Source organism: Corynebacterium sp. HMSC074C05 (assembly GCF_001838325.1).
In the GTDB taxonomy this organism is placed as follows: Bacteria; Actinomycetota; Actinomycetes; order Mycobacteriales; family Mycobacteriaceae; genus Corynebacterium; species Corynebacterium amycolatum.
The window spans coordinates 66,590-87,354 of record NZ_KV836285.1 but is presented as its reverse complement, the minus strand read 5'-3'; the positions used below and the strand labels follow the sequence as shown (position 1 = coordinate 87,354).

Annotated in this window: 14 protein-coding genes and 1 riboswitch; of the genes, 6 read left to right on the top strand and 8 right to left on the bottom strand. The window is 59.6% G+C overall.

Features of this window, described 5'->3' with window-relative positions:
- The first annotated feature begins 11 nt into the window (after positions 1–11).
- Positions 12–1,223 (top strand): IS110 family RNA-guided transposase, encoded by a 1,212-nt coding sequence (locus tag HMPREF3042_RS03740; protein WP_070856100.1) that lies wholly within the window; start codon positions 12–14, stop codon positions 1,221–1,223.
- Positions 1,224–1,374: 151 nt separating this feature from the next.
- On the opposite strand, the gene HMPREF3042_RS03735 is transcribed toward HMPREF3042_RS03740, so the two are convergent.
- Entirely contained in the window at positions 1,375–1,929 is a 555-nt protein-coding gene (locus HMPREF3042_RS03735; protein ID WP_070856099.1) for a 2-isopropylmalate synthase, read from the bottom strand.
- A 239-nt stretch (positions 1,930–2,168) separates the two neighbouring features.
- Positions 2,169–3,554: a dipeptidase gene (locus HMPREF3042_RS03730; protein ID WP_070601052.1), complete on the bottom strand. Its 1,386-nt coding sequence runs from the start codon at positions 3,552–3,554 to the stop codon at positions 2,169–2,171.
- A 377-nt stretch (positions 3,555–3,931) separates the two neighbouring features.
- Between HMPREF3042_RS03730 and groL the strand changes: the two genes are divergently transcribed.
- Positions 3,932–5,557 carry a chaperonin GroEL gene (gene groL, locus HMPREF3042_RS03725; protein WP_038626677.1) on the top strand — a complete coding sequence of 542 codons (1,626 nt, stop codon included), beginning with the start codon at positions 3,932–3,934 and terminating at the stop codon, positions 5,555–5,557.
- A gap of 344 nt (positions 5,558–5,901) precedes the next feature.
- Here groL and HMPREF3042_RS03720 read toward each other — a convergent pair whose 3' ends face one another.
- The gene (locus tag HMPREF3042_RS03720; RefSeq protein ID WP_049190643.1) at positions 5,902–6,378 is read right to left on the bottom strand and encodes a DIP1984 family protein; all 477 of its coding nucleotides are present in this window, start codon (positions 6,376–6,378) and stop codon (positions 5,902–5,904) included.
- Between the two features lie 154 nt (positions 6,379–6,532).
- On the opposite strand from HMPREF3042_RS03720, the gene ppk2 reads away from it, so the two are divergent.
- Positions 6,533–7,432, top strand: a complete 900-nt coding sequence (gene ppk2 / locus HMPREF3042_RS03715) for a polyphosphate kinase 2 (RefSeq protein ID WP_005510168.1) — start codon at positions 6,533–6,535, stop codon at positions 7,430–7,432.
- Between the two features lie 267 nt (positions 7,433–7,699).
- Here the strand turns inward: ppk2 and HMPREF3042_RS03710 are convergent, their stop codons facing one another.
- A complete protein-coding gene (locus tag HMPREF3042_RS03710; RefSeq protein ID WP_070852091.1) occupies positions 7,700–8,821 on the bottom strand; it encodes a Dyp-type peroxidase in 1,122 nt (373 codons plus the stop codon).
- Between the two features lie 209 nt (positions 8,822–9,030).
- Positions 9,031–9,213: riboswitch (cobalamin riboswitch) on the top strand.
- A 38-nt stretch (positions 9,214–9,251) separates the two neighbouring features.
- Between HMPREF3042_RS03710 and metE the strand changes: the two genes are divergently transcribed.
- Positions 9,252–11,561: a 5-methyltetrahydropteroyltriglutamate--homocysteine S-methyltransferase gene (metE, locus tag HMPREF3042_RS03705; RefSeq protein ID WP_070856098.1), complete on the top strand. Its 2,310-nt coding sequence runs from the start codon at positions 9,252–9,254 to the stop codon at positions 11,559–11,561.
- A 283-nt stretch (positions 11,562–11,844) separates the two neighbouring features.
- On the opposite strand, the gene HMPREF3042_RS03700 is transcribed toward metE, so the two are convergent.
- The 4 genes from HMPREF3042_RS03700 to HMPREF3042_RS03685 form a co-directional block, all read right to left on the bottom strand.
- Positions 11,845–15,891, bottom strand: coding sequence for a Pls/PosA family non-ribosomal peptide synthetase (locus HMPREF3042_RS03700; RefSeq protein WP_070856097.1), 4,047 nt, complete (start codon positions 15,889–15,891; stop codon positions 11,845–11,847).
- Complete coding sequence (locus HMPREF3042_RS03695; protein WP_070856096.1) at positions 15,888–16,742, bottom strand: MarR family winged helix-turn-helix transcriptional regulator; 855 nt, start codon at positions 16,740–16,742, stop codon at positions 15,888–15,890. Before HMPREF3042_RS03695 ends, HMPREF3042_RS03700 begins: the two co-directional genes overlap by 4 nt.
- Positions 16,743–16,899: 157 nt before the next feature.
- Positions 16,900–17,196, bottom strand: a complete 297-nt coding sequence (locus HMPREF3042_RS03690) for a rhodanese-like domain-containing protein (protein WP_049171913.1) — start codon at positions 17,194–17,196, stop codon at positions 16,900–16,902.
- 153 nt (positions 17,197–17,349) lie between these two features.
- Positions 17,350–17,823, bottom strand: coding sequence for an inorganic diphosphatase (locus HMPREF3042_RS03685; RefSeq protein ID WP_005510088.1), 474 nt, complete (start codon positions 17,821–17,823; stop codon positions 17,350–17,352).
- Positions 17,824–17,947: 124 nt separating this feature from the next.
- Between HMPREF3042_RS03685 and dacB the strand changes: the two genes are divergently transcribed.
- Together dacB and HMPREF3042_RS03675 are read left to right on the top strand one after the other, a co-directional pair.
- On the top strand, positions 17,948–19,426 hold the full coding sequence (gene dacB, locus HMPREF3042_RS03680; protein ID WP_246816241.1) for a D-alanyl-D-alanine carboxypeptidase/D-alanyl-D-alanine endopeptidase: 1,479 nt from the start codon (positions 17,948–17,950) through the stop codon (positions 19,424–19,426).
- 48 nt (positions 19,427–19,474) lie between these two features.
- Positions 19,475–20,755, top strand: a complete 1,281-nt coding sequence (locus HMPREF3042_RS03675; RefSeq protein WP_070566003.1) for an amidase family protein — start codon at positions 19,475–19,477, stop codon at positions 20,753–20,755.
- Positions 20,756–20,765 lie beyond the last annotated feature (10 nt).

Below are 20,765 nucleotides of genomic sequence, written 5' to 3'. Positions count from 1 at the left end.
AGGAGCTCATCATGTCTCCGGAGCATTCCATCGACATATTCCTTGGTCTAGACGTCGGCAAATCTGAACACCACGCCTGCGCCTTAGACCGTGATGGCAACAAGGTCTTCGACAAACCGTTGCCTCAACTCGAATCCGAACTAGCAGGCGTTTTTCACCAGCTTCAGAAGCTTGGCACCGTGCTCGTGATCGTCGACCAACCCAACACCATCGGCGCACTACCGATTGCTGTAGCCCGGGACTGCGGTTGCGAAGTCGGATACCTGCCAGGTCTTGCGATGCGCAAAGCTGCAGATCTCTATCCGGGACGTGCAAAAACAGACAAACGCGACGCATTCATCATCGCCGACACCGCCCGCACAATGCCCCACACGCTACGTGCCGTCGACCGCAATGATGAGGTACTCTCCGCCCTAAAGATGCTGTCCGGCTTCGATGATGACATCGCCCGCGATTGCACTCGCACTGTCAATCGGCTTCGCAGTGTCCTCACCCAGATCTACCCCAGCCTGGAACGAGTTTTTGCTGGTAGCACCCTGACTCGCACGCCGATCCTGGAATTATTGATCCATTACAAGGGACCGCAGGGGCTAAAAAGAGCCGGATACCAACGAGTGTTGAACTGGATGATCAAGCGCACACGTAAAGACCCCACCCCGCTGGTAGACGACATTTTTACAGCGCTGAAAGCTCAAACAGTCACCGTGCCTGGAAGCGATGCCGCCGAGTTAGTAATTCCTCAACTGGCTGCAAACATCCAGGCCCTCAAAGAGCAACGAAACACCATTGCTGAGCAGGTTGAAGAGATGCTCGCTGATTTCCCTCTTTGTGAGGTCTTGATGAGTATGCCCGGAGTCGGCATCAAGACCGCAGCGCAGATCCTTCTTGCGATCGGTGATGGCTCCGACTTCGATAGTGCTGGCCACTTAGCTGCTTATGCTGGAATAGCGCCCGTGACTAGACGATCCGGTTCGTCGATCAGAGGTGAGTTCCCGGCACGGTCAGGCAATAAACGACTGAAAAACGCCTTGTTCTACTCGGCATTCGCGGTTATCCGCAGCCACGAACCGTCACGGCGGTATTACGAACGCAAACGCGCTGAAGGAAAACGCCACAACGCAGCAGTCATATGCCTGGCACGACGGCGATGCAATGTCATCTACGCGATGCTGAAAAACAAGGAGTTCTTCCGCGAAATCCCGCCACGCCCCGTCGCCGCATAAAGCCCCAAAGACGAAGCCGACCAGCACACGCTGGCCGGCTCCTAGGCACGCCTAAGAAACTACTCCCAAGACTGTGCTCGTCAACATCGGTCTGGCACTTGACAAAAACATAGGGACACCCCCCGTTTACTAAACGAGCAGCATCCGCGTCCTACCCATGCAGGCGGTTAGCAGCGCAGACCAAAGCGGAGAGCACGGAAGCCTCCGGAGTCTGGCCGAAGCCCATGGTCCACACATGGTCATTGTTGTGACCTGCATAGACAAAGGTAGCGGTAGCTTCGAAGATTTCGAACTGGTGGAATTCCACGATTTCCACGCGGTAACCTGCATCAGCCAGCAGATTAGTGCAAGCCGACACCGGCCCCATAGCGGTAATCTCCTGGGTGAAGGTGTGGGTGTGGTCGTCCTTGTCGGTCAGTGTTAAGTCAGCGTTGAAAATCCAGCGCCCCAGGGTGCCGCGGGTTGCCTCGAAATTCTTGATCTGAACCGGGCCGCTCGTGGGGGAGTAGGTGTCCTTGAACTTCTGCCAGTTCATGCCACGAGCTTCTTGCCTTAAGCCTCGAGGCAGGCGATGTCCGAATCGAGCCCTAAATGGATCGTCGGAATAAGTTCGCACATTGCCGTCGTCCTGGTGCTCCAACGAAGGGCGCTTGCCCGTGAACGTCGTCGAAGTGGACATGTTCTTCTGGGTGCGAGTGGGAAACATTCTTTTCTGGTCCTTTGCTTAGTTGCTTTTGCTGTGAGTGGCGGACCAACCAAGTGCTTTGAGAAGTTGCGGCCAGAGACCCCGTGTGGAGGGGTCAGTCCTGTCGGCCTCCACCGGGGTTCGTAGCCTTCGCTACTCGAATAAGAATGTTCTGCTGCATGGGTGGAACCTTACTACAGGTAAAAGATGTGACACAAGTCATTCAATCAATATCTTTGGTGGATTCTTTGCTGTCCCCGTTAAATTCCGTTGACAGAGGCCAGGAAAACCGCCTCGCCAATAGCGATGTCGCGAATCTCGTTCGGGTCGACCGATTCATCAGCCGAGTGGATGCGAGCCTGTGGCTCCTCCACGCCGTAAAGCGCGATGTCAGCACCTGGTACGGCGTCCAGCAGGGTGGCGCACAGCGGAATTGAGGCGCCCTCGCCCATGCTTGCGGTCTCCTTGCCATAGGCGGCCGACAGGCTGTCAGCGACCAGTTGCACAACCTTGCCCTCAACGTTGGCCCGGAACGGGTTAGCCAGCTCGTCGCGTTCGACCGTCACCTTCACGCCCCACGGAGCATGTGCGCGCAGGTGATTTTCCAGCGCGTCCTGCGCCTCAGCCGGATCAACGCCGCCTGGGATGCGGAAGTTAATGTGCGCCATGGCGGTCGACGAAATCGCGTTGACAGCATTGGTTGCCGGTGGGCAGTCGATGCCGGTCACAATCACCGACGGGCGCGCCCAGGTCAGATCGGAGACGGAAGTGTCCTCGTTGCTAATCAGGCCCACTCCATTGAGCACGCCGGCGTCAGCGCGGAAAGTCTCTGGCGAGTAGTCCAGGCCCTCCCACCGCTGCGAGCAGTCCAGTCCATCAATAGAAGTAAAGCCATTTTCATCGCGCAGGCTGTCGAGCATGCGAATCAGTGCCGCCAGCGCATCCGGGGCTGCGCCGCCGAACATGCCCGAGTGAACCGGCTGCTCCAGCGCATCGACGCGTACTTCCACATCGGCGGTGCCGCGCAGAGTGGTCACGAGCGTCGGCTGGCCAACCTCGGCATTGCCGACATCCGCAATGAGGATGACGTCGGCGTCGAAAAGCTCTGGCTGTGTGGCGATGAGGTTGTTCAGGCCCGCCGACCCGCGCTCCTCGGAGCCCTCCACGATGAGTTTGATGTTTGGCATGTCGACGTGGCCCGCAAGAGCGTCGTCGCGCAGCGCGCGCAGCGCAGCCAGGTGCATGACCACGTTGCCCTTGCAGTCGGCAGTACCGCGTCCGTACCAGCGACCGTCGCGCTCATCGAGCGTCCACGGATCCGCGGTCCAAGCGGATTCGTCGCCCGCCGGCTGGACGTCGTAATGGGAGTAGAGCAGTACGGTCTTCGCGCTTTCCGACGACCCGGGGATGAAACCCGACAGTGCAATCGAACCGTCGATGGTGTGATGCGCCTCTAGCTCGATACCCAGCTCTGCGTACATGTCAGTAACCGCCTGGGCTGCGTCGATGCAGGCCTGCTTGGTTTCTTCGGTGCCGTGTACGGATGGGAAAGCGACCAGCTCGGTCAGCTGAGTGCGGATGGTCTCGCGTTGGCTGGAGATGTGGTCTCGCAGGGTGCCCGTGAGTTCCTTATCAATAATGCTCATGTGCGACAGTGTAGGCGCACAGGCATGATGGCGTTGGGAGTGACGTCGGGAGTGGTATTGGCGTTGGGAGTTGCGGCGCTTAACCTTGCACTCGATGGGGTTGAGTGCTAAAAAGTGAATTAGCACTTGCTCTAATTGAGTGCTAATAAAAACAACTTCACACCTTGTGTATGTGTGCGTTGTATGCGAGTTGCAGCAAACTGCAGCACATACTGCAGCGCAGGCTGAAACAAGTGTTGCAAAGTCGTTAAAAAGTACAGTGTTGACTCCGGTGATGGAGAGGGCGGCGCTTCCCTCGAATCACATGCCGTCGCGGGCGCCTGGGTCAACTTCCAATGTAAGTGCCACATAAATAGACGGAGGATTCTTCAAACCTCATGGCTAAGATGATTGCATTTGACGAGGAGGCCCGCCGCGGTCTCGAAACGGGTCTGAACACCCTGGCAGACGCTGTCAAGGTTACGCTGGGCCCGAAGGGTCGCAACGTAGTCCTCGAGCGCAAGTGGGGCGCACCGCTGATCACCAACGACGGTGTCTCCATTGCACGTGAAATCGAACTTGAGGATCCTTACGAGAAGATCGGCGCTGAGCTGGTCAAGGAAGTTGCCAAGAAGACCGACGATGTCGCTGGTGACGGTACTACTACCGCTACCGTTCTGGCTCAGGCTCTGGTTTCCGAGGGTCTGCGCAACGTTGCTGCTGGCTCCAACCCGATGGGCATCAAGCGCGGCATCGAGAAGGCTGTCACGGCTGTTACCGAGAAGCTCCTGGAGTCCGCTAAGGACATTGAGACCAAGGAGCAGATTGCTGCTACCGCTGGTATCTCCGCTGCTGACCCGGCTATCGGTGAGCTGATTGCCACCGCTATGGACAAGGTCGGCAAGGAAGGCGTCATTACCGTGGAAGAGGCCAACACCTTTGGTCTCGACCTGGAGCTGACCGAGGGTATGCGCTTCGACAAGGGCTACATCTCCGGTTACTTCGCCACTGACATGGAGCGCCAGGAGGCCGTTCTGGAGGATCCGTACATCCTCCTGGTTTCCGGCAAGATTTCCAACATCAAGGACCTGCTGCCGCTGCTGGAGAAGGTCATGCAGTCCGGCAAGCCGCTGCTGATCATTGCTGAGGACGTCGAGGGCGAGGCTCTGTCCACCCTGGTCGTCAACAAGATCCGCGGTACCTTCAAGTCTGTCGCTGTCAAGGCTCCGGGCTTCGGCGACCGTCGTAAGGCAATGCTGCAGGACATGGCTATCCTGACCGATGGCCAGGTCATCTCCGAGGAGGTCGGCCTGTCGCTCGAGACCGCTGACCTGCCGCTGCTGGGTCGCGCTCGCAAGGTGGTCGTCACCAAGGACGAGACCACTATCGTCGAGGGCGCTGGCGAGCAGTCCGCTATCGAGGGCCGCGTCAACCAGATCCGCGCTGAGATCGAGAACTCCGACTCCGACTACGACAAGGAGAAGCTGCAGGAGCGCCTGGCTAAGCTCGCCGGCGGTGTTGCAGTTATCAAGGCTGGCGCCGCAACTGAGGTCGAGCTCAAGGAGCGCAAGCACCGCATTGAGGATGCCGTCCGTAACGCAAAGGCTGCTGTGGAAGAGGGCATCGTCGCAGGTGGCGGTTCCGCACTGCTGCAGGTCTCGCACGTGCTTGACGACGAGCTGGGTCTGACCGGCGACGAGGCAACCGGTGTCCGCATCGTGCGTGCGGCTCTCGCAGCTCCGCTGCGCCAGATTGCTCTGAACGCTGGTTTCGAGGCCGGCGTCGTTACCGAGAAGGTTGCTTCCCTGCCGCAGGGTGAAGGCCTGAACGCTGCTACCGGCGAGTACATCGACCTGATGGAAGCTGGCATCAACGACCCGGTGAAGGTTACCCGCTCCGCACTGCAGAATGCCGCTTCCATTGCGGCTCTGTTCCTGACCACCGAGGCTGTTGTCGCTGACAAGCCGGAACCGGCTATGCCGGCAATGCCGGGTGGCGACGAGATGGGCGGCATGGGCTTCTAAAAGAGGTCCCGACTGCTTGAGTTAGCCTAAAAAGCGCCGCTGAGGGAAATCCTCAGCGGCGCTTTTTGCTGTGTAACTTGAGAAAGTTTTAAGTCCCCGAACCCACCCTCGTTGCATCAGACGCCTCAGCGCTTGGTAGTGAAAAATAACCGATGATCTGTACCCATGTACGCAATGCCGAGGACTGTCTGTTATTAATCCTGCTGCCTCAGTACAGGTGAGATCTTTAGGTGTCCCTTTAAGGCCAGAGACGGGCCGTCGCGCTCGCCGACAATCTGGATGCAACTACCGACTTATCAAAATGTGAAATTCTTCTGGTTTCGCTACCGAACCCTGCCACTTTGCTATTCGGCCGGCTTATTCGCGGCCTCGATAAGCTCGGTTGACCAGTTCGCCTGCTGAATACGGGTATCCAAGTCCCGGTATTCCTTCGCCGCCTTGTCGGCTTTCTGGCGCAGCGACCGGATATCCACAGTGGCGACATAGCGAATCTCCGAAGCTGAGTATCGATCCCGCCGACCCGAGCCCTGATCGGCTGCGGAGGTGTAGAACCGCCGCCGTGTTAGCAGGTGGTCGCGCTTCGCAAGTGCGTCGCTAAGCGTTCCGTCCTCGAAGGCAGTAGCGGAATTCGTTGCGTTAATCGAGCGCACCAGCCATTCGAAGCGCGCCATCAGACGCTCGGCTTCGGCAATAAGCGCTTGCGGATCTTCATCAGGCGTATCGCCTTCCTGCACCTGCGCCACCAGCGCGAGACGGCGATTAATCTCAGCCAGCCGGTCGGAAACTTCGGATCGTGCGGCAAGAGCCTCGGATAACAACATGGCATTTATTGTACGCGCAGTGCTTATCGACGGTCGCTGCGTGCAGTCCCACCCCCTCAATTTCGGTAAGACGGAACGTTAACTGCTGGGAAATTGCAGGTAAGGGCACCCGCATGGGGGACGTGTGGTAGAGAAATTCAGTAGGATAAGGGGTATGGCTGACAAGAATGAAGAGGAATTCCACATCGTCGATTTGGCGAAGACCGAAGGTTACGTCGTCGATGATTCTGATGAGGACGATCCGGTACTGGTCACTCCAGACGGTGAGCGGGTTGATACCTGGCGCGATGGCTACCCGTACGAGGAGCGCATGACGCGCAAGGAATACGAGTCTATTAAGAGGAAGCTGCAGATTGAGCTTCTGAAGTGGCAGAACTGGACCAAGGAAACTGGTCAGAAGCACATCATCCTCTTCGAAGGCCGTGACGCCGCTGGTAAGGGCGGTACCATTAAGCGCTTTAACGAGCACCTGAATCCGCGTGGTGCTCGAACTGTGGCTCTGGAAAAGCCGTCGCCGCGTGAGTCCACCTCGTGGTACTTCCAGCGCTATATTGAGCATTTTCCGTGCGCTGGCGAAATCGTCTTCTTCGACCGTTCTTGGTACAACCGTTCGGGCGTTGAGCGCGTGATGGGTTTCTGTACTGAGTCTCAGCATGCAGAGTTCCTGCGTGAGGTTCCGATGCTGGAGAACATGATTCTGGGCTCCGGTATTTCGCTGACCAAGCTGTGGTTCTCGGTGACCCAGAAGGAGCAGCGCACTCGCTTCGCTATTCGCCAGGTCGACCCGGTACGTCAGTGGAAGCTCTCTCCGATGGACCTCGCATCGCTGGACCGTTGGGGTGACTACACCCGCGCGAAGGAAGAGCAGTTCCGTTACACGGATACCGATGAGTCCCCGTGGATTACCATTAAGTCCAACGACAAGAAGCGTGCCCGCATCAACGCGATGCGTTATGTGCTGAGCAAGTTTGAGTACACGGAGAAGGACCACGAGCTGGTCGGTACTCCGGATCCGAAGATTGTTAAGCGTGGCCGCGACCAGATTGGTGACTAATTCGGTGGCTCGTAACTGACAAAATTCTTGTCTAGAGGTAACGCCCGCATGAGTGCTCAGGCACTCGGCGGGCGTTTTCTTATGGCGGGCGGCGGCGGGCCAATCCTCCTGTGGCTGGGGACCCGGGACCACCGCGAGTTAGTGACTGAGTTTATGACAAAAACGGCCAGAAATTTTGCTCGAAAGTGTCATAAACTGGGTCAGTTTCACATTTGCAGCCCGCCAGCTTTTTAGTCCGTCAGACTTTAGCCTGCCAGCTTGCAGCCTTTACCCCTCAATCAACTCCTGACCCCAGTAGGAATCTGGGGTGGTGCCAGGGGCGATCCAGTACACAGCGGAGCCGATATGGCGGTTCCACTCATTGAGCAAATCGCCGCGATCCAAACGGGCCTGGATTGCGCTGAACTGGTTGTCCGGGTTCTTCTGGAATGCAACCCAGACCAGGCCAACGTTCGGTCCTTCGAATGGGAAAGCTGGCTCACCGGGCTGGTCTTCGTATGCATAGGCGCGGCGACGCAGGGCGTCGTCAGGCTGGCCATCCTGCTCACGGGACAGTGCCAAGTGAGACTGGCGGTGGATGAGGTACTCGCCCTGGTCATCGACGGCGTCCATGTCCTCTTCATCGAACTCGTCGTTGCCGCCGGAAAGAGGAGCGCCGGTGTGGAAGTCACGACCGATAACGATGGAGCGTTCGTCGGTGCTGAGCTCCTCCCAATTGTTCAAGTCGAGCGCAATACGGCGAACAACCATCACGCAGGAGTTGTTAATCGCCTTGTCCTTGGAGTCGATCCACACCTGTTCGGACCATTCATCTGGAGTGGACGGGTTGACGGTGCCGTCGAGCTGACCCAGCGGGTTGCGTGGGGTAGCGCCGTGAGGCTGCGAACCCCAGGCGTAGGAAAAGCCTTTCTGGAACCACTTCACGCGAGCCCACGGAGCCGCCTTCTTTTCCAGTAGACGGGACGCGGCCGTAACGGTGACGAGGTCATCACCGCACAACTGCAGGGCGAAGTCAGACTGACCCCACTCAGGGCGGAGCATGTCATGCTGGAATGACGGGATATCGTGCAGACCAGCCGGCTTGCGCTCTGGTTTGCCGAGGACGTCGAAGATGCGCTCACCGAAACCGGCTGTGATAGTCAGGTTTGCAGTGGCTGCGACCATTTCCGGTTCCAGATACCCCTCGATGTCCTGGCCTTGGGTGAGGCGGCGGGCAACGTCGGTAAGCGAGGAGAACAGTTCCTTCAGATCTGCTGCGTCGATGCCGTCCTTCAAATCGAATGCGACGAGGCGGAGATGTGCTTGGCCGGGCTGTTCAACGCCTGACTGGACCGGGCCATCGAACGGAATCTTGGCGCCCCTCAGGGAAGGTCCGGAAGCCTGTGTCACTCGAGGTCACTCCTTGAAAAGAGGTAGAATAAATAGCTTTTATGACTACGAGCTTAATCACTTTGGTCCCAGCAGGAGAGCATCAAAGCAAAGGCTCGGGGAGGGGGCTAAGTGAATGAGATATTTGTATATTGCGATATACTTCACATCCACAGCCGCCTCGAAGGTGTTCATTAAGGAAAGTGCTGCATATCGCACGTTTTCCGCGCAAGGTGTGTTTTGAGCCTAGCGCGCATAAGGCCTTCGAGTTATGCAGGGGAATCCCGGTGCAAGTCCGGAACTGTCCCGCAACGGTAAGCATCACTGCCAGAGCTTTGGTTTATCCGACGCGTTGATAACCAATCTTGCAGTGATGACAAGTCCGAATGCCTGCCGGTTGTGCAATTTCATATCCGATGCTGATCACGACTGACGAGGAAATCACGAGATCATGGCAATTCACGCAACCCTCGCGGGCATTCCGCGGATAGGGCGTAATCGTGAGCTCAAAAGAGCTCTGGAAAACTACTGGCGCGACCCGGCGACCGGCGGCCTGCTGGCCGCGACGGCGCGCAACACTGTCAATAGCTACATTGGCGCAGCGCTGAAGGCAGGAATCGACTCGGTTCCGACAATTGGGCGCTCGTTCTACGACTCTATGCTGGATACATCGGCGCTGCTCGGAGTGCTTCCAGCCCGCTTCCAGAATGTCCCGAAAACGGACGGTTCCAACCTACCGGAATGGATCAACCACTACTTCGCCGCCGCTCGCGGTACGAAGACGCAACCGGCATCCGCAATGACCAAGTGGTTCGACACTAATTACCACTACATTGTTCCGGAGCTGTCAGCCGATACTGAATTTACCTCTGACCTCACTGACTGGTTGGATGATTCCTGCAGCTTAAACAATGGCGCCACCACCATGCTGCGCCCTCATTTGATTGGTCCTGTGACCTACTTGAGCCTGTCGCGTACCGACGATGATTCGAACCCACTTGGCCTTTTGGAAAAGTTGACCGATGCGTACGCGGAAATCATCGCTCAACTGGGGGATAAGGGCTTTGAGTGGATTCAGCTCGATGAGCCAGTATTGGTCACTGACCTCGATGAAGTGACTCTTGCTAGGACTCGCCAGGTCTACGAGAAGTTGGCCGGCGTGGCGGAGTCTGCGAATACCAAGTTGTGGGTGCAGACCTACTTTGGTGATGGTGATCAGGCGCTGGAAACCCTTTCTGGCACAGGCGTGCAGGCCATTGGTTGCGACCTGGTAGCAGGTAGCTCCGAGTTGCCGCGTTGGACCGGCAAGGAACTGCTGGTTGCGGGCATTGTCGATGGTCGTAATGTGTGGCGCACCGACTTGGATGCAGCTCTGGCGACGCTGGAGAAGCTGGCAGCCCGAGGCCCCATCGCGGTGTCGACTAGCTGTTCGCTGCTACATGTCCCGTACTCCCTGACCTCGGAAAACCCGAGCGAAGAAGATGCCGAGGTGCTGCAGTGGCTGGCCTTCGGCGATGAGAAAATTGCCGAGGTGACCCTTTTGGCGAGGGCGCTTGATGCCAAGTTGAATGACCGCCAACTCGATGCCGCGGATTTGAAGGTGTTGAGGGAGTCCCGGGCAGCACTGGCATCGAGGGCAGAGTCGAAGCGGATTGTTAAGCCTGAAGTTCGTGAAGCTTTGGCGGCAATCGAGGATAGCGACCGTAACCGTTCCCCGTTTGCGGCTCGCCAGGCGGCTCAGGCTGAGACCCTCGATCTGCCTCCGCTGCCGACCACCACAATCGGTTCCTTCCCGCAGACCAATAGCATTCGTCGTGCACGTGCGCAGCTGCGCACGGGAGAGCTCACCCCAGCTGACTACGAGTCGGCAATGCTCGCTGAAATTCGATCTGCCATTGAACAGCAGGAAGAACTGGGGCTCGATGTGCTGGTTCACGGTGAACCTGAGCGCAACGACATGGTGCAATACTTCTCGGAGCAGCTGGACGGCTACCTTGCCACCACCAATGGCTGGGTCCAAAGCTATGGTTCCCGCTGTGTGCGCCCGCCAATTCTCTACGGTGATATCACCAGGCCAGAGCCGATGACGGTGCAGTGGTACAAGGCAGCGGCAGACATGACTGACCTTCCCGTCAAGGGAATGCTCACCGGGCCGGTGACCATGTTGGCATGGTCGTTTGTCCGTGATGACCAGCCCATCGGTGACACTGCGGATAACGTTGCGCTGGTTTTGCGCGATGAGATTGCAGATCTCGTGGCCGCTGGAGCGCAAATCGTGCAGGTCGATGAGCCAGCCATTCGCGAGTTGCTGCCCCTGAATGAAGCGGACCAGCCCGCCTACCTAAAGTGGGCCGTAGGTTCCTTCCGTCTGGCTACCTCTGGTGTGGCTGACGACATTCAGATTCACACGCATATGTGCTACTCGGACTTCAATGAGCTTATCGACACCGTCGATGATCTCAACGCCGATGTCACGTCCATCGAAGCAGCTCGCAACGGTATGCAGGTGCTCGCAGCGCTGAAAGATGAGGGATACGTTCGCGGGATTGGTCCAGGTGTCTGGGACATCCACTCGCCTCGCGTGCCGACGGACGGAGAAGTCAACCAGCTCGTGGAAGATGCGCTTGAAAGCGTTGACCCCAACCTGCTGTGGATTAATCCGGACTGTGGTCTAAAGACCCGAGGTTGGGAAGAGGTTACGGCTTCACTGAAAGTATTGGTAGCCGCAGCTCAGCAGGCTCGGTTGCAGCTAGCAGAGTAAGTCGCGAACTGCATAGCCGCAAAATAAATAGTGGGTTAAGTAGCAAAAAGTGTGTCCGCTCGGCGTGTCGCCGGGTGGGCACCTTTTGCTACTTAGCCCTACTTAGCCCCAATGCGAGTTAGTGACCTCGGTTATGGCTGGCAGCGGGCCAATGGAGTTACTGACCGCGTTTATAGCAAAAATTGTCCGAAAAATGGCTTGAAAGTGTCATAAACTCTCACAGTTTCACATTTGCAGCCCGTTGTGCCTACCAGGCTCCTACCTAAGCCCCGCTCAATCCGGGCTACTTCTTGGCCACCACTGGCTCAATTGGGTTACCTCGCCAGGAGGTGTGCGCAGGAACATGGTCACCGCGCATGACGAGAGAACCGGGTTCGACGCGGCAGCCGTCGTCAAGCACAGATGCCGGCAGTGCGACTGAGTGCGGTCCTAGGACGGAGCCGTGTCCGATGTGGACGGTGTCGAGCGTCATCACGCGGTCGGTGAACAGGTGCGTCTGAACGACGCAACCACGGCCGACAGAAGCGCCCCGCTCGATTTTGACAAGGTCGGTCTCGGGCAGCCAGTACGTCTCCAGCCACACGCCGTGGCCAACGTTCGCGCCGAGCAGCCGCATCGCGCGTGCGATACCGCCGGTGGCCATCGCCGGGTTCAGGTACCACGGCGCGGCGACCATTTCGACGAACGTATCCTGCAGCTCATTGAGCCAGACGAACTTACTCCACAGCGGGTGGTCACCCGGCTTGTGCTTGCCGACGCACACCCACTTGGCCACGACCGTGATGAGCAGCCCCAGCACACCAACAATCAGTAGCACGGCAGGGGAGAGCAGCCACGCGACCACCAGGCCGAGCAGAGCAGTGCCAACGCCACCTGCAGTGACCAACTCCGCAGTGAACATACCAATTCCCTGCAGGCTAAACAGCGTGATCGTCGCCAGCATGAGAGAGACCATCGGTGCCAGGACGCGCAGTGTCTCGACGATGCCGCGGGCGACCTTCAATCCCGTAGTCGGACGGTAGGTCTGCGCCGACTCATCGCTGGAGACAGTGCCCACACGGCGCATGCGCTCTGGTGGCGAACCCCACCAGTTGGAACCGGACTTGGTCTTCTTCGGAGTAGAGGACAGCACGGCCACCAGTGAGTTCTTCGCCAGCTTGCGTTCCGGAAGCGTGATGCCGGAGTTGCCCAGGAAGGCGCGCTTGCCGATGCGGGAGTCGCCCACCAGCAGCCAACCGCCGCCGAGCTCGTAGCTGCCGACCATGGTGTCGTCAGCCAAGAAGGACTCGTCCTTGACGTGCAAGAACTTCGGAATACCAATCGCGGTGGAGACCTCGCTGTCGCGACCAATCTGGGCACCCAGCGCACGCAGCCACAGCGGGGTCAGCATGGAAGCGTAGATGAAGAACAGATCGTGACGAGCAGCATCCATCAGGCGAATTGTCGCCCAGGACTGCCAACCCACGCGCGAACGCACCGGGAACACTCCCGGTTTCAGGCCGATGCTGAACAGGCGCACGAGAATCAGCGTCAGCAGGGCATACACCGCAACACCGACGAAGGTGGCGGGAATAGCCCACAGTACGGCGCTGCCCAGCGTTGGCCAGAGATTCGAGGTGGTTAGCTCGGTGGTGCCGTCGATAAGTCCCGTGCCCCAACCGATGACAGCAGCCATCGCGACCGCAGCGGACAGCGGCACCAGCGTCAGCAAGACAGCGGTAAGACCGTAGATAGCCACCCAGTGGCGACGCGCCGGCGGGACTTCCTCCGGGAAGCGGTGCTTGGACCGGCCGACCTTGCGAGCCGGGGAACCCGACCAGCGCGCACCAGCCTTGACCTTCTTTTCGCCGGTGACGGTGGAACCCGCCTCGATGTGAGCGTCATTGCCAATACGCGCGCCGGGCAGCAGCGTTGAACGGGCACCGATGCGGGCGTGCTTGCCAATAGTGACCTCGCCGACGTGGACGACATCACCATCGACCCAGTATCCGGACAGGTCTACCTCCGGCTCGATCGAGCAGTAATCATCCAGTTTGACCAGACCCGTCACCGGCGGCAGCGCGTGCAGATTCACGCCCTTACCAATGCGGGCACCCAGCATGCGGGCGTACCACAGCACGAACGGAGCGCCCGCCACTGAGTGGGCGCCGGAGCTCTCTGCCAGGCGTTCAGCCGCCCATAGGCGCAGATGCACCGAACCGCCACGCGGGTAGTCGCCCGGGGTGATGTTGCGCGTGAGCAGGCGTGTCGTCGCCGCGTTGATGGGCATAACCCCCAGTGGGGTCAGGAACAACACGGCCAGTACAGCCACCAACCAGCCTGGTAGTGCCAGCGGCCCGCCGATAACCCAGTTGATAATCGCAAGCCACGTTACCCAGCGCATACCACGTGCCCACTGCAGCGGCACCATGAGGCCGACCTGCGCCCAACGGGTCTTGCGGGAGACAGGCGTCGGCTCGGGCACCTCTTCCAGGTGGGCGGTGGGGTCGCTGGCGTCGTCGGCAAGCATGTCGTCGCTGATGAAACCGCGCGCGACTAGCTCTTCGGCGAGATTGCCCAGGCGCGGGTGGTCGTAGAGGTCACGCACGGCGACTTGCGGGGCGCGCTGACGAATGCGCGCGATGACGCTCGCCGCCGCCAGGGACGTGCCGCCCAGGGCAAAGAAGTCCGAGGCCGCGCCGGGCGCAGGTACGGACAGCACGTCCGCCCAGATATCGGACAGCCACTTCTCCACAGGGCTCAGCTTGTCGACGTCGCCCTCACCCGCACGCGCAGGCAGTGGCCACGGCAACGCCGCCTTGTCGACCTTGCCGGAGGTACGAACCGGCAGCTCATCCATGATGTGCAGGCGTGGCACCATCGCGGCTGGCATGGCATCGCGGAGGGTGTCCATGCACTTGTCGTAGTCCATGGCTGCGGCGTCGCCACCGGCGCCGACGTAGCCGACCAGGATGGAGTCGCCAGCACCGGTCTTCTGCACCACGACAGTCGCCTGAGTAGCGCCGGGGAGGGCAGCCAGGTGCGCCTCGACCTCGCCGAGCTCAATACGGCGCCCGCCGATTTTCACCTGATCGTCGACGCGGCCGGTGAAGTACAGTCCGCCCTCATCCATGATGACGTGGTCGCCGGTGCGGTACGCGCGCTCCCAGCCCAGGGCTGGCAGCGGCGCGTACTTCTCGGCGTCCTTCTCCGGATCCAAGTAGCGCGCGAGTCCCACACCGCCGATGACTAGCTCACCCTTCGTGCCCGGTGGGACGGGGTTGCCCTCCTCGTCGATAACGGTGAGGTCCCAGCCGTCCAGAGGAAAACCAATGGTCACGGGATTGCCAGGCTTCAGCTCGATGCCGGAGGCCACGACGGTGGCCTCGGTGGGGCCGTAGGTGTTCCACATCTCGCGCTCAGGGGTGGACAGGCGCTCGACCAGCTCTTGCGGGCAGGCTTCGCCACCGACGATGAGTAGGCGCACGCTGTCGAGTGCTTCAGCGGGCCACAGGCCGGCCAGTGTTGGGACCGTGGAAACGGCCGTGATGTGGCGGGAAATCAGCCATGGGCCCAGGTCTACACCGGAGCGCACCAGCGAACGTGGGGCCGGCACCAGGCAGGCGCCATTTCGCCAGGCCAGCCACATTTCCTCACAGGAGGCGTCGAAGGCGACGGACAGGCCGGCGAGAACGCGGTCGTCCGGGCCGAGCGGCCCTTCCGGATGGTTGGCCAAGAACCAGCGGGCCTCCGCATCGACAAAAGCGGCGGCGCTGCGGTGGGTGACCGCCACGCCCTTGGGCTTACCGGTGGAGCCAGAGGTGAAAATAATCCAGCAGTCATCGTCAGGAGTGGGCTCCTGCGAGATGATCTCGCGTGCGCTCGGCGGCGTCGGTTCCGTCTCTTCCTCGTCGGAGTCGGCGTCGGAGTCCAGCGGGCGGGGGCGGTTACGCGCCGTAGAGCCAGCCAAATGTAGGCCTTCAGCATCGAAGTAACCGGCGATACCGGCCTCGCCGAAGACCATTTCGGCACGCTCGTCGGGGTCGTCCGCATCCACCGGAACGTAGGCGGCACCGGCAGCCATGATGGACAAAATTGCCAGGTAGAGCTCGCGGCTTCCCGACGGCATCCGCACACCAATGCGGTCGCCGCGACGGATGCCCTGTTCGTAGAGCCACGTAGCTGTGGAATCAATCTCGTTGATCAATTCCGCATACGTGACGACAACCTCGCCGTCATCGATGGCCTCAGCCTCAGGGAACCTTCGCGCGGTCGCCCGGACAATGTCAATGAGTGTGCGCTCAAGCGGCTGTTCCGTAGCACGTAGGAACTTCGCTTCAGTGGTTGTCACTTGAGAGCCCCCTTCTTATTCTTCTTGCGCTTTTTCTTCTTCTTCGACTTCTTCCGTTTAGGACGCTGGGCATCGCTTGACGACGTCGCCTGCGTCTTATTCTCCGCCATGCCCTTGGTGTCTGTCTCAGTGGCCGTGGCCCCTGGGGTAGCGGTCTCAGGATTCTTCGCGCCGGCATTGTCAGAAAGCGGAGTACCGGAGTCAGTTTCGGGGCTTGCAGCGGAGTCGTCGGCAAGCGATGCGAGCAGCGCACGTACCTCGGGTGCGCATTCGGCGACGGCGGCGCGCTCGGCTCTGCGGAGTGAGCGTCGCAGAGATGCGCGGGTGGTGTTGCCCGTTTCTGTCAGCGCGATGAGCTGGCGGCGACGATCTTTGGAGTCCCGGGTGCGCTCGACTAGATTTGCCGACTCCAGAGAGTCGATTAGGCGAACCATGTCAGAGCGATCCATGCCGAGCAGTGCGCTCAGCTCGGTTTGAGCCATGTCGCCGCCATCGGCGATGGCCTCCAGAACCCAATACCCGCGGATGGAAATCGACTCAATCTGAGTGCGGCCAAGAGCCGCGTTGACACTGGTACGGACAGCCGCGTCGAGCTGTGCTAGACACCAGGACGCGGATTTGCGCAGGGCCGCCGGTGCGACGGCGGGTTCGCTTGCGGAGCCGGGCTTGCACTTGGACTTAGTTCTGGCCTTAGCACTGGCCTTGTTTTTGGCTTTCGCCCCCTTGCGAGCCTTCTTCGTCTTGGTGCCGCTCTGTGCGTCGACAGCAGGCACCTTCGCGCCTACGTCGGCTGCCACACCACCGCTGGCGTCGGCGGAGTCCGCCGAGGAAAGTACGGATGAATCAGACATACTTCCCATACTAAACAATCTGGGGAACCATCAATAATGGGACATGGCCAACTAATAATGCCCCTGTTTGCCTGCGGATTGTTAGAAGGTCGGTGCTTTGGGGTGGGTAAATAAATGAAAAACTGCCCTGCAGGTAGGCCGGGCAGTTGTAGTTGATTTAGTTGGCCTTCTCCATCGGGCGGCCGAAGTGCTCCCAGTCGATCATGCCACCGGTGATGACGATGGTGTCGATACCGTTCTTCTCCAACCAGGAAGAAACCTGAGCGGCACGTCCACCGGAGCGGCACATCAGGTAAATGTCGGAATCCAGATCCAGCTCGCCGTAGCGGGACGGAATCTCTTCCATGGGGATGTGAATGGCGCCGGTGGCGTGGCCGTCATCCCACTCCATCTGTGAGCGGACATCAATGATCTGTGCGTCTTCGGGTACTTCAGATACGTTTACGGTTTCCATAGTGCGCACTATACGCAATCTGGCCTTATCGCCGGAAGCGCAAAGGCCGCCGGAGGAAAACTCCGACGGCCGTAGCGTTGAATCACAGGAACTGCGTCAAAGGGGCGAAACCCCAGGAAGGGGGTTGGTCAGCGCAATTCTTAACTGCGGCTCTTACTTGTGGCGTTCGATAGCCTCAGCCAGGATGCGCTCAGCCTCAGCCTTGTCGCCCCAGCCCGAACCGGAAACTTCCTTGCCCGGCTCCAGGTCCTTGTAGTGGACGAAGAAGTGCTCAATCTCGTCCTTGGTGAACTGGGAGACATCATCGATGTCCTGGTAGTGGTCGAAGCGGACATCATCCAGGACGCACAGCAGCTTGTCGTCGCCGCCGGCCTCGTCGGTCATCTTGAAAACGCCGAGCGGACGAGCCTTGACAATAACGCCCGGGAAAACCGGCTCCGGCAGAATCACGAGAGCGTCCAACGGATCGCCATCCTCGCCGAGGGTTTCATCGATGAAGCCGTAGTCGGCCGGGTAGGCCATTGGGGTGAACAGGTAGCGGTCGAGGTAGACCTTGCCGGTCTCGTGGTCGACTTCGTACTTGTTGCGCTGACCCTTCGGGATCTCAATAGTGACCTCAACGCTCACGGCGATGACTCCTTATAATCGGTGTACACTTCTCTGACGGCTATCTTATGCGAAACCCGCTCAAAACCGTTTATTTGTGCACCTTAAGTGAGGTTTTGTTTCCAGGAAGAAGGTGTTTGTGACCGTGGGTAGTACCGACTCTGACAGCTCCAAAACCGCCGCTAAGGGCACGCAAAAATCGCCCAGTTCCGTAAAATCCGGCAAGTCCAAGAAGTCGCGTGGACTGAAAATCGGCGGTGCCATCGCCGGTGTTCTCGTTATCGCAGCGGGCAGCGGCGTAGCGGTTGTCGTCAATAACAATCGTCAGATTGTGGTCGATGCGCCGCCCGCCGTCAGTCATGCTTCTGTTCCCGTGACGGCTGCGCAGTCTTCGCTTGACGACGGCACTCTGGCCCAAAAAGTCAGCGCCATCATGGACGCTGCTGCGGCTGATCCAGCCTTCGGTGAGCTGCATGGAATTGTCAGCGATGCTTCGACCGGCCAGAAACTGTGGGGGATCAATGACACCGCGGTGGCCTTGCCGGCGTCCAGCATGAAGATTCTCACCGCGTCTGCCGCACTGTTGGACTTAGGTGAAGATCATCGGGTTTCCACTCGCGTCTCCCGGGTGACGGGGACTAATGACATCGTTTTGCACGGCGGGGGCGACCCTACCTTAAGCAAGGACGGGGAAGGGTTCTTCCAGGACTCGGCTTCAATCGCTGAGTTGGCGAAAAAGATTTCCGTGGTCATTCCGGAGGGGGTCGGCAAGGTTTATCTCGACAACTCTCTATTCACCGAGAGTTTCCACGAGACCTGGGAGCGTGCGGGGCTGGAGGACGGCTACATCGCACCGGTGGAGTCGGTGATGATGGACGCCGGTCGTATCGATCCGACGAATGAAGAATCGCAGCGCAGCGCCACGCCCGCTGCGGATGCAGCTGATGCGCTGGCCAAGGCGCTTGGTGCGGAAAACGGAGGCAGCCTGAGGGATGCAGCCAAGGATGGTCAGTCACTACCTCTGGACCCAGACATTGTTGCGCTCGTGCAGTCGGCTCCGCTAGTTACCCGTGTGCACGAGATGATGAACTACAGCGACAACGTGCTCGCCGAGTCCATTGCCCGTGAGGTGGCTATCTCTCGCGGTCTGCCGCCGACCTTTGAGGGGGCCGCACGTGCCGTGCGTGACACTCTCGCGGAGCACGGTTTTCCTCTCGATGGTGCGGTGCTGTCGGACTCCAGCGGCCTGAGCACGGATAACCGTATTTCTCCGCAGCATCTTTCCGAGGTGCTCAATTCCGCCGCGGGTCCGGTGGAATCGGCCGAGCAGGGGGGACTGGGGGAGTCACAGGAGTCGTCGGAAAGCACGTCCTTGCGCCCACTGTTGGATAGCCTGCCGGTGGCGGCGGTGTCCGGCACTCTGGCGACGCGCTTTGCCGGCCAGTCCGGGGCGGGCATCGTCCGTGCGAAGACTGGCACGCTGAATAAAGCCTCGGCGTTGGCGGGGTATGTGGTGACGAAGTCGGGACAGGTGCTGACATTCGCACTGATTTCCAACGAGGCGAGCCTGTTGCCGGCAAGAGCTGCGTCCGATAAGGCAGCGAGCACCCTGGCAGATATCTAAACTGAGATTCATTTACCACTGAAAATAATTTGAGGAGATGAATCCGCAATGGCCTCTCACACTTCCGCGATTAGGAACTTGCCCACCGTTCACGAGATTGCCGCACAGGTTCGCGAGGGAAAGCTAAGCCCGGTGGACAGCGTGCAGCGCAGTCTCGACGCTATCGCCAGATTGGATGGAGGGATTCATGCCTTCCGTGAAGTGTGGGCGGATAGGGCTCTGCAGGCTGCGCGGGAACTCGAGCACAGCGAGAACCTCTCGGAGTTGCCGCTCGCAGGTGTGCCATTCGCGCTGAAGGAAAACACTGCTCTGGAGAACCCGTTTGTCCAGCAGTTGACTAGCGCCGGTGCAATCGCGGTGGGAACTACGGTGAATCCGCAGTTCTGTACGTGGGGGACGACGACGCTGCCGGGGCTGGCCGTCGACAATCCGATTCTGCCGGGGCGCACTCCGGGTGGGTCCTCCGGCGGATCCGCAGCGGCTGTCGCCGCTGGGATGGTTCCGTTTGCGCAGGGCAACGACGGCATGGGGTCACTGCGTATCCCTGCAGCGTGCTGCGGGCTTTCGACCCTGAAGGCGACCCCGGGAACAATGCCGGGGCGCGTGGGCGGCAATGACTGGTACGGAATGTCTGTCCAGGGGGTGCTCACAGTCAACAACGAGGACTTGCGCCTGATTACGAAGATCCTCACAAATGGCATGGTGGATGCGGAGGATCCGGCGAAGACCCTGCCTGAAAACTTCGCCGTCAGCGTGGACACCACTGCGCCCGTATTCGGTTTAAAGGGTGCACCGGAGTACGTCGATGCGGCACAACAGGCGGCGAGAGTATTCGCGGACAAGGGCTTTGCCGTCACGGAAAAGAACATGCCGTACCCGCTGAACCCACTGCCGATGCTCGCGCGCTGGACTGCGGGGGTGGCGGATCAGCTGCGCGACGAGCCGCGCCCTGATCACCTGGAGTGGCGCAACCGAGTCCACGCTGGCATTGGGCGCTTGCTGCGTTTCACAATCAATGGCCGCCAAGTGGCACGCGATGGCGCCCGCATCGAGCGTGAGCTGCCGGGTGACACCATCTTGATTACTCCGGCTCTGGCCAAGAATCCACCGCGGATCCGCGCATGGCATCGCATGCCCTGGATTGTGAACCTGTTGTCCAATCTGCGCTTCACCCCTTACGTTTCGACGTGGAATTACCTGGGATTCCCGGCCGGCATCGTTGTGGAGCCGACTTCTGGATTGCCGGTGCAGCTGATTGCGCGCCCGACTCAGGAGCGAATTCTGCTCACGGCGATGGAGACCATCGCAAGTGGTGGACGCGTTGGCTAAACCTTCCACG